Genomic DNA, 14275 nt, shown 5'->3' on the forward strand with positions numbered 1-14275 from the left:
TTCGCAGACCATGCCACGAAACGCTAATGCATACTGGTTACGTACCCGACGCCTCGTCGCGCTACTGATGCTGCTTGGCTTTGGCACAACCTTCGCCACAACTTTTTTTGCGCGCGAACTGGCCGGCCTCACGCTATTCGGCTGGCCATTCCCGTTCTACATGGCTGCGCAAGGCCTGATCTTCCTGTATCTCTTCATCGTCGGCGTGTATGCCTTGTACATGAACCATCTGGACAAGACATGCGAGCGTGAGGCTGCCGATGGCGAATAAGGGGTTCTTCAGGCGCTTGTCCCGCTACTACCTCGGGTACACCATTGGCTTCGGCATATTCCTGATCGCGCTTTCCATTCTCGAACGCGAAGGATTTCCCCGCGCCTGGATCGGCTATCTGTTCCTGTTCTCCACGATCGTCGTGTATGCCGCGATCGGAGTGATGAGCCGCACCTCGGATGTGTCGGAATACTATGTCGCAGGCCGCCGCGTACCAGCGCTCTTCAATGGCATGGCCACCGCCGCCGACTGGATGTCAGCAGCCAGCTTCATCAGCCTCGCTGGCGGCCTCTATATCATGGGATTTGACGGCCTGGCCTATATCCTCGGCTGGACCGGCGGTTTTTGCCTGGTTGCCTTCCTGATCGCGCCCTATCTGAACAAATTCGGGCAGTACACGGTTCCGGATTTTCTGGCAGCGCGCTACGGCGGCAATCTGGTCCGTATCCTGGCGGTGGCAGCGACCGTGGTCATCTCCTTTACCTACGTCGTCGCGCAAATTTACGGCGTGGGGCTGATCACTTCGCGCTTCACCGGCGTCGATTTTTCGGTAGGCATTTTCCTCGGACTGGCCAGCATCCTGGTGTGTTCTTTCCTTGGCGGCATGCGCGCGATCACCTGGACCCAAGTGGCGCAATACATCATCCTGATCATCGCTTATATGATCCCGGTCATCTGGCTTTCAGCCAAGCACACTAGCATGCCGGTGCCGCAGCTTGCCTACGGGTCCGTCCTCGCCAAGCTGGGCGAACGGGAAAAGGAACTCGTCACGGATTCTAAGGAGCAGCAGGTACGGACCATCTATCGGCAGCGTGCCGAAGGCTACGATGCCAAGCTGAACGCGCTGCCGAAATCATGGGAGGATGGCCGGATCGAAGCACGCCGACATGTCGAAGAACTGAAGAGGAGCAATGCATCCTTAATTGAAATCAAGGCCGCCGAGCGGGCGCTGAATGCCTATCCCAGGAATGCGGAAGAAGCTCAACGCAAGTGGACGGAAGCGAGGGCAGCGAATCTGGCGCATGCCGAGCCCGTGGTTGCGCATACCGCCCCTTTCCCCGGCAAGGACAAGGAGACCTCGGATGCGAAACGCAACAATTTCCTCGCCCTGGCGTTCTGCCTGATGATGGGAACGGCTGCCTTGCCGCATGTGCTGGTACGGTACTACACCACGCCGAGCGTGCAGGAAACGCGTGTATCGGTGTTCTGGACCCTGTTTTTCATCATGCTGCTGTACACCGCCGTGCCGGCCCTCGCCGTTCTCGTGAAATACGACATATATACATCACTGGTCGGTACCGAATTTGCGCAGCTGCCGTCGTGGGTATCCTACTGGGCCAGCGTAGACAAAGCCAACCCGCTGGTGACGATTACAGACATGAACATGGATGGCATCGTGCAACTGGCGGAAATCATGATGGACGGCGACATCGTTGTCCTCGCGACGCCGGAAATCGCCGGGCTTCCATATGTAATTTCCGGGCTGATTGCCGCCGGCGGCCTTGCCGCCGCTTTGTCGACAGCCGACGGCTTGTTGCTCACCATCTCCAACGCGCTGTCGCACGACGTCTATTACAAGACGGTCCACCCGGACGCATCCATGCAAAAGCGCGTGACCGTTTCCAAGCTGCTGCTGCTCGGGGTCGCGCTCGTCGCCGCCTATGTTGCCTCGTTCAAGCCGGGCGACATTCTGTCGATGGTCGGCGCCGCATTTTCCCTGGCATCCTCCACGCTCTTTCCTGCGCTCGCGCTCGGCGTGTTCTGGAAACGCGCGAACTGGCAAGGCGCAATTGCCGGAATGCTGGTCGGGTTTGGCGTCTGCGTGTACTACGTCCTGCGGACTTATCCCGCTCTGGGTGGTTCCACTGCCGAACAATGGTTTCACATTGCTCCGGCATCGGCAGGCGTATTCGGGGTGCCTGCCGGGCTGGCCGCGCTGATCGTCGTCAGCCTGCTGACACCGGCACCCGACCAGCGCAGCCAGCTGCTGGTCAAGCACCTGCGCATGCCATGAGGTAAAGGCGGGCTTCATGTGCCCGCCTTCATCACAGGACGATGGTCTGGGCTTCTTCGCCGCGGCGCTCGCGGATTTCACCGATGCGGCTCACTGTCTCGCCGGCAGCCTTCAATTGTGCAATTGCCATGTCCGCATCCTGTTTCGAGACAATGATCACCATGCCGATGCCGCAATTGAACACGCGATGCATTTCCGCATCCGCCACGCCGCCATGTTGCTGCAGCCAGCCGAACAAGGGCGGCATATTCCAGGCATCGCGATGCAATTCCGCCGTCAGGTTGTCACGCAAGACCCGCGGCACATTCTCGACCAGACCGCCGCCGGTGATATGCGCCATGCCTTTTACTTCGATCGCATTCATCAGCGCCAGCAAGGGTTTGACGTATATGCGGGTCGGCTCCATCAATACATCCGCCAGCCTGCGACCGTGGAAGTCGGCGTTCAGGTCCGGTCTGGCGACCGAAATGATCTTGCGCACTAGGGAATAGCCGTTCGAATGCGCACCTGAGGAGCCGAGGCCCAGCACGACGTCGCCTGGTGCAATCGTGCTGCCGTCGATGATCTTCGATTTTTCCACCGCCCCGACCGCAAAGCCGGCCAGGTCATATTCACCGTCCGGATACATGCCAGGCATTTCCGCGGTTTCACCGCCGATCAGGGCGCAGCCGGCAAGTTCGCAGCCTTTTGCAATCCCCTTGATAACGTCCGTGGCAGCCTGCACGTCCAGCTTTCCGCAGGCGAAGTAATCCAGAAAGAACAGCGGCTCCGCGCCCTGCACCAGGATGTCGTTGACGCTCATGGCCACGAGGTCGATTCCCACCGTGTCATGCTTCTTCAATTCGAAGGCCAGCTTGAGCTTGGTACCCACGCCGTCCGTGCCCGATACCAGGACCGGCTCCTTGTATTTCTTGCCGATCTCGAACAGCGCGCCGAAACCGCCGATGCCGCCCAGTACGCCTTCACGCATCGTGCGCTTGGCAAACGGCTTGATCGCTTCGACCAGGGCATCGCCCGCATCGATGTCGACGCCGGCGTCTCGGTAAGACAGGGAATGCTTAGAAGAGGAACTCATGATGTGATTGGGGATAGAGGCGGTAAAATAGTCGGTTGAGGCTCGACGCGCACAACGAAACTGCTATTTTATCAAACCGATTCATCCAGACTTCCTGTTCCATGCCGTTTTCTTCGTCTTCCAGAAGTTTCGACGCCCCCGCGCCAGCCCGCATCGTTGCGGGATTGGCAATTTCCATTACGTTCGCCTGCCTGCAAAAGGCCTTGGAACGGCGTGCGCCCGACGTTAATCGCCGCTATTACAGTGAGTCATGAAGCAATTGGTGCTCGACCTGGGCGCGGAAAAACCGCAAGCCCTCGATAATTTCGTGGTGGGACGGAACGAGGAGCTGCTCCAGCTCCTGCAGCTTTTCGCGCGGCGCGCTTCCCGCTCCGGTTCGGAACGTTCCGCCTATCTCTGGGGTGATGCCGGCTCGGGCAAGACACATCTGCTGCGGGCCCTTGCAGGCCAGCCGGATACGCGTTACATCCCGGCTGAAAGCGGTCCCGAGGCCTATCTCTTTGCTCCGGAAGTCAGGCTATACCTCCTCGATGATTGCGATCAGCTGTCGCCCGCCGAGCAGGTCGCCGCATTCGGCCTCTTCAACCAGGTGCGCGAACATGGCGGCTTCCTGGTTGCCGCCGGTGCGAGCGCGCCTGCTGCGCTGAACCTGCGCGAAGACCTGCGTACGCGCCTGGGATGGGGACTGATCTATCAGGTGCATGGCTTGACCGACGATGAAAAAATCGCGGCCCTGAGCCAGGCTGCGCAGGCACGCGGCTTGGTACTGTCAGCCGGCGTGTTACCCTATCTCATTACCCATTTTCGCCGTGACATGCGCTCCCTTTCGGCAATGCTCGATGCACTGGACGAGTATTCGCTGGAGACACAGCGTCCGATCACCCTGCCGCTGCTGCGCAACCTGTTGCAGGCCGAAGGCGAACCGAAAACATAATGAACCTGGCTTTATTCGATCTTGACCATACCCTGCTTCCGCTCGATTCCGACTACGAGTGGGGCCAATTCCTGGCGCGCATCGGTGCCGTCGACGCCGCCGCTTACGAGAAGCGCAATACTGAATTCTTTGTGCAATACCAGAACGGCACGCTCGACCCAGTGGAATATCTCGAATTCGCGCTCGGCACGCTCGCGCAGTTTCCTCGCAAGCAACTTAATGCCTGGCATGCGCAATTCATGGAAGAGGTAATCCAACCCGCCATCCTGCCCCAGGCACGCAACCTGGTTCAACAACACCAGCGCAACGGCGATCTGGTGGTCATCATTACCGCAACCAACCGCTTCGTCACCGCTCCGATTGCAAGAGCATTTGACGTGGAAAACCTGATCGCGGCCGAGCCGGAGTTGACGCCTGAAGGCGAACTCACCGGCAAGCTGCTGGGTATCCCGACCTCCGGTCCGGGCAAGGTGACCCACCTGCAGGCATGGCTCGATGCACGGGGCAAGTCACTTTCGAGCTTCGACAAATCCTATTTCTACAGCGACTCACAAAACGACATCCCCTTGTTGTCGATCGTCACCAACCCTGTCGCCACCAATCCCAATCCCCGTCTCAAAGCGCATGCCCATGCGCATGGCTGGCCTACTTTGAATCTGTTCGATGATTAAGAAGCTTATCCGTCGCATACTCGGCAAGAATAAAAAGGCCGACAGCCCTACCGAGCCGGCAGTGATCGGCCCGAAAGAACATCGCATCGATCCGCAACTCCTGTCGCCGAACGCAGTACGTGTCACGCAGACCTTGCAGGAAGCCGGCTTCAAGGCCTTCGTTGTGGGCGGCGCAGTGCGTGATTTACTGCTTGGCGTCAAACCCAAGGATTTCGACGTGGCGACCAATGCAACGCCCGAGCAGGTCAAACGCCTGTTTCGCCGCGCATTCATCATCGGCAGGCGTTTCCAGATCGTACATGTCATGTTTGGCCAGGAGATCATCGAAGTCACCACATTCCGTGGTGCGTCATCGGAAGCGGCACCGAAGGATGAGCATGGCCGTGTCCTGCGTGACAACACCTTCGGCGAGCAGCATGAAGATGCAGCGCGGCGCGACTTCACGATCAATGCGATGTACTACAACCCTGCGGACGAGACGGTGCTCGACTACCATCACGGCATAGACGACGCGCGCGACAGGGTGTTGCGGATGATCGGCACGCCGGAGGAGAGATATCGGGAAGATCCGGTGCGCCTGCTGCGAGTGGTGCGCTTCGCGGCCAAGCTCGGCTTCACCATCGATCCGGCAACCCAGGAACCGATCCGCGTCATGGCACCGCTGATCAACAACGTGCCGGCTGCGCGGGTATTCGATGAAATGCTGAAGCTGCTGATGAGCGGCCATGCGCTGGCTTGCCTGCAGCAATTGCGCAAGGAAGGCTTGCACCATGGCCTGCTGCCCTTGCTCGATGTAGTGCTGGAACAACCACTGGGCGAAAAATTCGTCACGCTCGCCCTCTCCGGCACCGACCAGCGTGTCCGTCAGGGCAAGCCGGTGTCTCCCAGCTTCCTGTTCGCCGCCCTGTTGTGGCATCAGGTCCTGGAAAAATGGAATGCCTACCGCGCTTCCGGCGAATACCCCATCCCCGCATTGCATCTCGCTGCGGATGACGTCCTGAACACGCAGACCGAATCGCTGGCCCTGCAACGCAAGATCGCTTCCGACATGCGCGATATCTGGGCCATGCAGCCGCGCTTCGAACGCCGTACCGGCAAGACACCTTACAAATTGCTCGAGCACATGCGCTTCCGGGCCGGCTACGACTTCCTGATGCTGCGCTGCTCCTCCGGCGAGATCGACGCCGAGATCGGCGAATGGTGGACCGCGTTCATGGAAGCCGATGGCCCGGGCCGCGAAGCACTGCTTACCAGGAAGCCCAAAGCCGAAGGGGAAAACGGTGGAGCGAAAAAGCGGCGCCGGCGCGGCGGAAGAAGCAAGCAGAAGGCAACCGGCACCGACGGAGGCAGTGAATGAGCGCAGCCGTGGTCACGTCCTACGTCGGCATCGGGTCCAATCTCGGGGACGCGCTCGGCAATGTGCAGCGTGCCATCCTGCGATTGGGCCAACTACCGGGCACCCGGCTGACAGCCCAATCCAGCCTGTTTCGCACCACGCCCATCGATGCAGGCGGCGACGATTACATCAATGCGGTCGCCCAGCTTGAAACCAGCCTGACGGCCCCGCAGTTGCTGCAGGAACTGCAATCCCTGGAAAACGAATTCGGCCGTGAACGCCCCTACCAGAATGCACCCCGTACACTCGACCTGGATATTCTGCTGTACGGAGAACAGAAAATAACCTCCGAGTCATTGACGGTCCCGCATCCGCGCCTGACACAGCGGGCCTTTGCATTGATCCCGCTTTTGCAAATCGACCCCATGCTAACCATTCCCGGCGAAGGACCTGCGCACAGCTTTGTTCCCGGCGTGGCGGGACAGGCAATCAGGAAAATCTGACGCATGCAAATCCCCGTTATCGTGCAAACTGGCGGGCTGCTCGCTCTCTCCAATATCTTCATGACGGTCGCCTGGTACGGCCATCTGAAAAACCTGGCGAGCAAACCGTGGTGGATCGCCGCAATCGTGAGCTGGTCGATCGCTTTATTCGAATATCTCTTGCAGGTTCCGGCCAACCGTATTGGATACACCGAATTCAGCCTGGCTCAACTGAAAATCATGCAGGAGGTGATCACGCTTTCCGTATTCGTTCCTTTTGCAATGATCTACATGCACCAGCCCTTCAAGCTGGATTATGTGTGGGCCGCACTGTGCCTGCTTGGCGCCGTCTTTTTCATCTTTCGCACATGAGTCTCGATAAATACAGGTATATCGTGGTTGAAGGGCCGATCGGTGTCGGCAAGACGACGCTGGCACGCAAGCTTGCCGAGAGCAGTCATGCCCAGATGCTGCTGGAGCAGCCCCAGGAGAATCCCTTCCTTGAAAAGTTTTATCGCGATGCGGCGCGTTATGCGCTGCCCACGCAAATGTTCTTCCTGTTTCAGCGGATGAATCAGTTGCGTGACCTGGCGCAGGCGGACATGTTCGACGCGCGCATCGTGTCGGATTTCCTGCTCGACAAGGACCCGATTTTCGCCCGTCTGACGCTGGGTGACGACGAACTCAACCTGTATCGCCAGCTGTACGAGCAGCTGCGTCCGCAAGCCCCGGCGCCCGACCTCGTGGTGTACCTGCAGGCGCAGCCGGAAACTCTGATCGAGCGCGTCCGCAAGCGTGGCGTGCCGATGGAGGCGGGCATCTCGGAAATGTACCTGTACCGCCTTTGTGAAAGTTACAGCCGTTTCTTTTATCATTACGACGCCGCGCCGCTGCTGATCGTCAATACCGAGCACCTGAATCCGATCGAGCGCGACGAGGACTTCGACCTGCTACTGAGCCGCATCAGGAACATGCGCGGGAAGCGGGAATTTTTCAATCGCGGAGAATAGTCATGTCGGGATACCTGCAAGAGGCGCGCACCAAGGCGGTGACAGTGCCGTCGCTGTTGGCGATGCGTAACGCCGGCGAGAAGATTGCCATGCTCACCTGCTACGACGCCAGCTTTGCGGCTCTCATGGATCGCTGCGGCGTGGAAGCGCTGCTGGTGGGTGACTCGCTGGGCATGGTTTGCCAGGGACAAACATCGACGCTGCCGGTCACGCTTGCCGATGTCGCGTATCACACTGCAAGTGTGGCTCGCGGCAATCGCACGGCGCTGCTGATCGCCGATATGCCTTTCGGAACCTATGCGACTCCAGAAGCGGCATTCCAGAATGCAGTCCTGCTGATGCAGGCAGGCGCACAAATGGTCAAGATCGAAGGCGGTGGCTGGCTGGCAGATACGGTGCGTTTTTTGACCGAGCGCGCGGTACCGGTATGCGCCCACGTCGGCCTGACCCCGCAATCCGTGCACCAGTTTGGCGGGTACAAGGTGCAGGGCAAGACGTCGGAAGCAGCCGAACAACTGAAGGCGGATGCCCTGGCCCTGCAACGCGCAGGCGCATCCCTGCTGGTGCTGGAAGCGATTCCGTCGGCGCTTGGCAAGGAAGTCACCGACATGCTCGCGATTCCGACCATCGGTATCGGTGCCGGGCCGGATTGTTCCGGTCAGGTGCTGGTCATGCATGACATGCTCGGCGTCTTCCCCGGGCGCAAGGCACGCTTCGTGAAGAATTTCATGGAGGGGCAGCCCAGCATCGACGCGGCAGTACAAGCTTACATCGCAGCGGTCAAGGACAAGTCCTTCCCTGCCCCTGAACACTGCTTCTAACGTCTAGCTTTTTTCATACCGGGCGAGGCTGTCCTGCAGCTTCGCCGTCAATTCCTGTGGATTGCTGACTGTCATGCCCAATTCGCGCAGCAAGCCATCCTGTATTCCGTAGATCCAGCCATGCACGGTCAAGGGCTGGCCGCGTTCCCAGGCATCCTGCACGATCGTAGTCTGGCACACATTGGCAACCTGCTCGACAACATTGAGTTCGCATAAGCGATCATGTTTGGCAGTGGGCGACAGCACATCACCAAGATAGCGCTCATGCTTCAAGCCCACGTCCTGCACGTGGCGCAGCCAGTTGTCCGCGATGCCCACCCGGCGCCCGGTCAAGGCGGCATGGACGCCCGAGCAACCGTAATGTCCGCACACGATGATGTGCTTTACCTTCAACACATCGATGGCGAATTGCAGCACAGACAGGCAATTCAGGTCGCTGTGAACGATCACATTGGCGACGTTGCGATGGACAAAGACATCCCCGGGCAGCAGGCCCAGAAGCTCATTGGCGGGAACGCGGCTGTCGGAACAGCCAATCCACATGTATTCCGGAGCCTGTTGCGCCGCGAGTTTCTTGAAAAAATCCGGTTTTTCGGCAACGACGGAAGCTGCCCATTCCCGGTTGTTTTTAAGCAGATGCTCAAGCAAATTTACGTCTTGGTCGGGTTTTGTCATTTACTGTCGATATAAGAAGTCATGGCACGGCTTGACCCGCGCCTGTACGTATATATGGCGGCGATTTCCCACCATACCTGTCCGAACTTGTGACACCATTTCGTCGCCTGCATCGGACGGAACCGGCACATCAGGCGCTTGAAGATGATGGATCAGAAGGCGGAAAAGGCTTAATTATAAAACTCTCGCTGCGGCAAGCGGGCTTCGTAGCGAAGATCGTGCGATAAAAGACGCTCGAGGCGAGGCAACAACCGGGGATGAAAAAACGAAGGAGAAGACAAGAAGGAAATCCGGCACTTGCAGAGGCGGCCGGTTTGCGCCTTTCGCCTCTGCATGCCTTGATCTCAATGCCGGTTCATGTCGTCTTCAGGTGTTTGAATGAGCAACAAGGGCTTCTAACTCACGCCGAGTGCTCTTGCTCCCAACCACGTTCTGAGCAGGGCGTGGTCGAACGCGATGTCGGGGATTGGTTCGGGAATTTGCCTGGCATTGGTGGAGATGAGTGCCTCGATGCCTGGGATTTAGTGCCCTAGGAGGAACTGTCCTTTATAACCTTCAGGGATTTCACAGAAGATTTCGACCAGCCAAATCAAGCACTGGTCAATTTGGCTTTTTTATTGAGGTTCAGGTTGAGGCTGATCCCGCTCATCTGGCCGAGCTAGGATCCCGGACTGCTGATATCACGCACCGATACTAGCTTGACGCGCCGCAGCCCTGTTGAGTTGAGAACATCCTGAACCGGAGACTTTTCTGTGGGAATTAGAGTGTCGCGACATGCATCTTGAAAGTTGCCTTACGACAAATGCTGCCCTAGTTCAGCTTGAGGTCCTGGTTTGCCACGCGCACCGGGTCTTCAAGGCTGACACCGGCCACGTCTGCCGCGGCCGGTGCATTTTGAGCTTGCACCCATGCTCAATAGCATGAGCATTTTTGAATGCTGTACTTCATTGGCCATCTCCTTTTCAACCTGGCAATGAATGCTTAGGTCTGCAACGGACAAGCTTGCCGGTTCACATTAAAGCGCTTCGTCCGGCTTCTGACCCAGCAGCAAAGGCTTGAGCTTCACATCCAGCGGTTTTTCCCCAAGCCACATCTTGAGAAGCGCGTTGTAGAAGGCGATGTCGGGCAGAGGCTCTACAATCTGCTTGCCATCTACATACATGACGGTACCCGTGTTCGGAATCCAATCTACCAGGACGACATCACCTTTCTTCAATTCCGGAATCTGGGCAAATACTTCGCCCAGCTTGAGAAGCTGGTTGGTAAGCTTGGCTTTTTCTGTACGGTCGAGATTAAGCTGAATCCCGCTCATGAGTCCGCGTCCGAACTCTTCAGAACCGATATCACGCAGCGTCACGATTTTTACGCGCCGGGGGCCGGTCGCGGCAAGGACATCCTGAACTGTGGATTTCTTTTCGCTCAAATACAAACCGGCTACATAGACTTTGAAGATGACCTTATGTCGGATTCCAGCGCCGTTCAGCTTCAATTCCTGGCCGCCAACTTTCACCGTATCTTCAAGCTTGACGCCTGCCACTTCTGCCGCATTGACTTGTGAAACAGCAAAACTTGCAACAAATCCCAGAAATGCCAATGCACGTACAAACTGAATTCCGTATCTCATGACAGCCTCCGCTCCAAGTAAAAAATGCGCGTAAACGGGATTTACAGATTCTTTCTTATTCCCCGTGCAATCAAGCATACACCAAACGTGTAATAAATTGTTACGCAGAAACTTTTTTAGCAACAAAAAACCGCTGGTTTTTTTGAAACCAGCGGTTTTTATAAGCTGCGACGAATATGGCCTGGGCTATTCGAAAAACTCTTTCACTTTGTCTCTCCAGGATTTGCTCTGCGGACTGTGCTTCGACCCGCCCTCAGTCGTCAGCTGGTCGAATTCGCGCAGCAATTCCTTTTGCCTTTCAGTGAGCTTGACCGGTGTCTCGACCACAACATGGCAAAACAGATCCCCTGCATAGCCCGAACGCACGCCCTTGATGCCCTTCCCGCGCAAGCGGAACGTCTTCCCGGATTGGGTTCCCTCGGGAAGTGAAAAGGAAGCCTTGCCATTCAGGGTCGGCACCTCTATCTCGCCGCCCAGCGCTGCCTTGGCAAAGGAAACCGGAATCTCGCAATGCAGGTCGTCGCCGTCGCGCTGGAATACCTGATGGGGCTTGATATGGATCTCCACATACAGGTCGCCCGGCGGTCCGCCATTCATGCCCGGTTCGCCATTTCCGGAAGAACGAATCCGCATGCCGTCATCGATGCCGGCAGGGATTTTGACTTCCAGAGTTTTGTTACGCTTGATACGACCGGCTCCGCCGCAGGTGGAGCATGGCGTCGGAATGATCTTGCCGGTGCCATGGCATTTCGGGCAAGTCTGCTGGATGCTGAAAAAGCCTTGCTGCATCCGGACTTGACCCTGGCCGCCGCAAGTGGAGCAAGTAGTTGGCGAAGTGCCGGGCTTGGCGCCCGAACCGTGGCAGGTTTCGCATTCATCCCATGAAGGCACCCGTATGGTGGTATCAAAACCATGCGCGGCTTGCTCCAGGGTGATTTCGAGGTTGTAGCGCAGGTCCGCGCCCCGATACACCTGGGGGCCGGAGCGACTGCTGCGCCCGCCGCCGCCGAAGATATCGCCGAAGATATCGCCGAAGGCGTCGGAGAAGCCGCCGAAACCTGCGCCCGCCCCAAAGCCTGCACCCATATTGGGGTCGACGCCGGCATGGCCATAACGGTCATAGGCCTCGCGTTTCTGGGCATCGGACAGCATCTCGTAGGCTTCTTTTGCCTCCTTGAACTTTTCTTCCGCTGCCTTGCTATCCGGATTGCGGTCCGGATGGTATTTCATTGCGAGCTTGCGATAAGCCTTCTTGATCTCTTCTTCAGAGGCGTTCTTCGCTACACCCAAAATCTCATAATAATCGCGCTTCGCCATCTTTTAGGTACCTTGTATTCAAGCGAAAACGCCGAGCGGAGATCGGCAGGCGATCGTCCGGCTCGGCGAGTCATTACGGCGTTAGCCGCTGACCAGGTAATTACTTGTCCTTGACTTCCTTGAAGTCGGCGTCAACGACATCTTCTTCCTGAGGCTTCGCACCGGATGAGCCGCCTGCGTCCGCTCCCGCACCCGCAGCCTGCTGTTGCGCCTGCATGTCGGCGTACATCTTCTCACCCAGTTTTTGCGCAGCAGTCGACAGGGCAGCGACCTTGGCATCGATGTCGGCCTTGTCATTGCCTTTCAGCGATCCCTCCAGGTCCTTGATCGCGGACTCGATTTTTTCCTTCTCGCCCGCATCCAGCTTGGAACCATGCTCGTTCAGCGCCTTCCGGGTCGAATGGATCAACGCGTCCCCCTGGTTGCGCGCGTCCGCCAGTTCCTTGATCTTCCGGTCTTCATCCGCATACAGCTCAGCATCCTTCACCATCTTCTGGATTTCCTCTTCCGACAAGCCGGAGTTGGCCTTGATGGTGATCTTGTTTTCCTTGCCGGTGGCCTTGTCCTTCGCGCCGACATGCAGGATGCCGTTGGCGTCGATGTCGAAGGTCACTTCGATCTGCGGCACGCCGCGCGGTGCCGGCGGAATGCCTTCCAGGTTGAATTCGCCGAGCAGCTTGTTGCCGGTCGCGATCTCGCGCTCGCCCTGGTAAACCTTGATCGTTACTGCCGGCTGGTTATCGTCGGCAGTCGAGAACACCTGGCTGAACTTGGTCGGGATGGTGGTGTTCTTCTGGATCATCTTGGTCATTACGCCACCAAGGGTTTCGATACCAAGCGACAGCGGCGTTACATCGAGCAACAGCAAGTCCTTGCGATCACCTGCCAGCACCGAACCCTGGATGGCTGCACCGACTGCCACTGCTTCGTCCGGGTTCACGTCCTTGCGTGGTTCCTTGCCGAAGAATTCCTTGACCTTTTCCTGCACCTTGGGCATCCGGGTCATCCCGCCCACCAGGATCACGTCATGAATATCGGAGACCTTCACGCCCGCATCCTTGATCGCAGTGCGGCAAGGCTCGATCGTCCTTTCGATCAATTCTTCCACCAGCGATTCCAGCTTGGCGCGGGTGATCTTCATGTTCAGGTGCACCGGCGCGCCGTTGGCCATGGCGATATACGGCTCATTGATCTCGGTCTGCTGCGAGGATGACAGTTCGATCTTCGCACGCTCGGCGGAAGCCTTGATACGCTGCAGCGCGATTGCATCCTTCGACAGGTCGAGACCGTTGATCTTCTTGAATTCGTCGATGATGTAATCGATCAGACGCTGGTCGAAGTCTTCGCCGCCGAGGAAGGTGTCGCCATTGGTCGACAGCACTTCAAACTGCATCTCGCCATCGACATCGGCGATTTCGATGATCGAAATATCGAAGGTGCCGCCACCGAGGTCATACACCGCGATCTTGCGGTCGCCCTTGCCGCTCTTGTCCAGGCCAAAGGCGAGTGCCGCCGCGGTCGGTTCGTTGATGATGCGCTTCACATCCAGGCCGGCAATGCGTCCCGCATCCTTGGTCGCCTGGCGCTGGGAGTCGTTGAAGTAGGCCGGGACAGTGATCACGGCTTCGGTGACTTCCTCGCCAAGATAATCTTCAGCCGTCTTTTTCATCTTGCGCAGGACTTCTGCGGAGACCTGCTGCGGCGCGAGCTTCTTGTCGCGTGCCTGCACCCAGGCATCGCCGTTGTCGGCCTTGACGATCTGGTAAGGCATCAGGCCGATGTCTTTCTGCACTTCTTTTTCGTCAAAGCGGCGACCGATCAGGCGCTTGACAGCGAACAAGGTGTTTTTTGGATTGGTGACCGCCTGGCGCTTGGCCGGCGCGCCCACCAGAATTTCGCCATCTTCCTGGTAAGCCACTACGGAAGGCGTCGTGCGCGAGCCTTCGGAGTTCTCGATCACCTTCGGCTGGCCGCCTTCCATGATGGCGACGCAGGAGTTGGTGGTACCCAGGTCAATGCCAATGATTTTGCCCATAGTTTGTTCC

Annotated in this window: 15 protein-coding genes; 9 read left to right on the forward strand and 6 right to left on the reverse strand. The window is 57.9% G+C overall.

Annotated elements, in window-relative coordinates; translation table 11 throughout:
• Positions 1–10 precede the first annotated feature (10 nt).
• Together HGHM_RS12145 and HGHM_RS12150 are read left to right on the forward strand one after the other, a co-directional pair.
• On the forward strand, positions 11–271 hold the full coding sequence (locus tag HGHM_RS12145; protein ID WP_034348511.1) for a DUF4212 domain-containing protein: 261 nt from the start codon (positions 11–13) through the stop codon (positions 269–271).
• Positions 261–2285: a sodium:solute symporter family protein gene (locus tag HGHM_RS12150; protein WP_019141806.1), complete on the forward strand. Its 2025-nt coding sequence runs from the start codon at positions 261–263 to the stop codon at positions 2283–2285. Before HGHM_RS12145 ends, HGHM_RS12150 begins: the two co-directional genes overlap by 11 nt.
• Before the next feature lie 31 nt (positions 2286–2316).
• Here the strand turns inward: HGHM_RS12150 and purM are convergent, their stop codons facing one another.
• On the reverse strand, positions 2317–3360 hold the full coding sequence (purM, locus tag HGHM_RS12155) for a phosphoribosylformylglycinamidine cyclo-ligase (RefSeq protein WP_019141807.1): 1044 nt from the start codon (positions 3358–3360) through the stop codon (positions 2317–2319).
• Entirely contained in the window at positions 3344–3538 is a 195-nt protein-coding gene (locus tag HGHM_RS12160) for a hypothetical protein (RefSeq protein WP_019141808.1), read from the reverse strand. The genes purM and HGHM_RS12160 overlap by 17 nt, the downstream gene beginning before the upstream one ends.
• 72 nt (positions 3539–3610) lie before the next feature.
• Between HGHM_RS12160 and hda the strand changes: the two genes are divergently transcribed.
• Genes hda through panB form a run of 7 tightly spaced genes read left to right on the forward strand, consistent with a single transcriptional unit; the run spans position 3611 to position 8614 of the window.
• Positions 3611–4294 carry a DnaA regulatory inactivator Hda gene (gene hda / locus HGHM_RS12165; RefSeq protein WP_026075957.1) on the forward strand — a complete coding sequence of 228 codons (684 nt, stop codon included), beginning with the start codon at positions 3611–3613 and terminating at the stop codon, positions 4292–4294.
• Positions 4294–4965 (forward strand): histidinol-phosphatase, encoded by a 672-nt coding sequence (locus tag HGHM_RS12170; RefSeq protein WP_019141810.1) that lies wholly within the window; start codon positions 4294–4296, stop codon positions 4963–4965. The genes hda and HGHM_RS12170 overlap by 1 nt, the downstream gene beginning before the upstream one ends.
• Positions 4958–6322 (forward strand): polynucleotide adenylyltransferase PcnB, encoded by a 1365-nt coding sequence (gene pcnB / locus HGHM_RS12175; protein ID WP_019141811.1) that lies wholly within the window; start codon positions 4958–4960, stop codon positions 6320–6322. Before HGHM_RS12170 ends, pcnB begins: the two co-directional genes overlap by 8 nt.
• Entirely contained in the window at positions 6319–6804 is a 486-nt protein-coding gene (gene folK / locus HGHM_RS12180; RefSeq protein ID WP_019141812.1) for a 2-amino-4-hydroxy-6-hydroxymethyldihydropteridine diphosphokinase, read from the forward strand. Before pcnB ends, folK begins: the two co-directional genes overlap by 4 nt.
• Before the next feature lie 3 nt (positions 6805–6807).
• Positions 6808–7155, forward strand: coding sequence for a DMT family protein (locus HGHM_RS12185; protein WP_019141813.1), 348 nt, complete (start codon positions 6808–6810; stop codon positions 7153–7155).
• Entirely contained in the window at positions 7152–7793 is a 642-nt protein-coding gene (locus tag HGHM_RS12190) for a deoxynucleoside kinase (protein ID WP_026075958.1), read from the forward strand. The genes HGHM_RS12185 and HGHM_RS12190 overlap by 4 nt, the downstream gene beginning before the upstream one ends.
• Positions 7794–7795: 2 nt before the next feature.
• On the forward strand, positions 7796–8614 hold the full coding sequence (gene panB / locus HGHM_RS12195) for a 3-methyl-2-oxobutanoate hydroxymethyltransferase (protein WP_019141815.1): 819 nt from the start codon (positions 7796–7798) through the stop codon (positions 8612–8614).
• Between the two features lie 3 nt (positions 8615–8617).
• On the opposite strand, the gene can is transcribed toward panB, so the two are convergent.
• The 4 genes from can to dnaK all read right to left on the reverse strand — a co-directional run bounded on the left by can (position 8618) and on the right by dnaK (position 14265).
• The gene (gene can, locus HGHM_RS12200; protein ID WP_019141816.1) at positions 8618–9289 is read right to left on the reverse strand and encodes a carbonate dehydratase; all 672 of its coding nucleotides are present in this window, start codon (positions 9287–9289) and stop codon (positions 8618–8620) included.
• A 1015-nt stretch (positions 9290–10304) separates the two neighbouring features.
• A complete protein-coding gene (locus HGHM_RS12210) occupies positions 10305–10913 on the reverse strand; it encodes a chalcone isomerase family protein (protein WP_034348514.1) in 609 nt (202 codons plus the stop codon).
• Positions 10914–11099: 186 nt separating this feature from the next.
• The gene (dnaJ, locus tag HGHM_RS12215; protein ID WP_019141819.1) at positions 11100–12230 is read right to left on the reverse strand and encodes a molecular chaperone DnaJ; all 1131 of its coding nucleotides are present in this window, start codon (positions 12228–12230) and stop codon (positions 11100–11102) included.
• Positions 12231–12330: 100 nt separating this feature from the next.
• On the reverse strand, positions 12331–14265 hold the full coding sequence (gene dnaK, locus HGHM_RS12220) for a molecular chaperone DnaK (RefSeq protein WP_019141820.1): 1935 nt from the start codon (positions 14263–14265) through the stop codon (positions 12331–12333).
• Positions 14266–14275 lie beyond the last annotated feature (10 nt).

This window comes from Noviherbaspirillum massiliense JC206 (assembly GCF_000312045.1).
Taxonomy (GTDB): domain Bacteria; phylum Pseudomonadota; class Gammaproteobacteria; order Burkholderiales; family Burkholderiaceae_D; genus Noviherbaspirillum; species Noviherbaspirillum massiliense.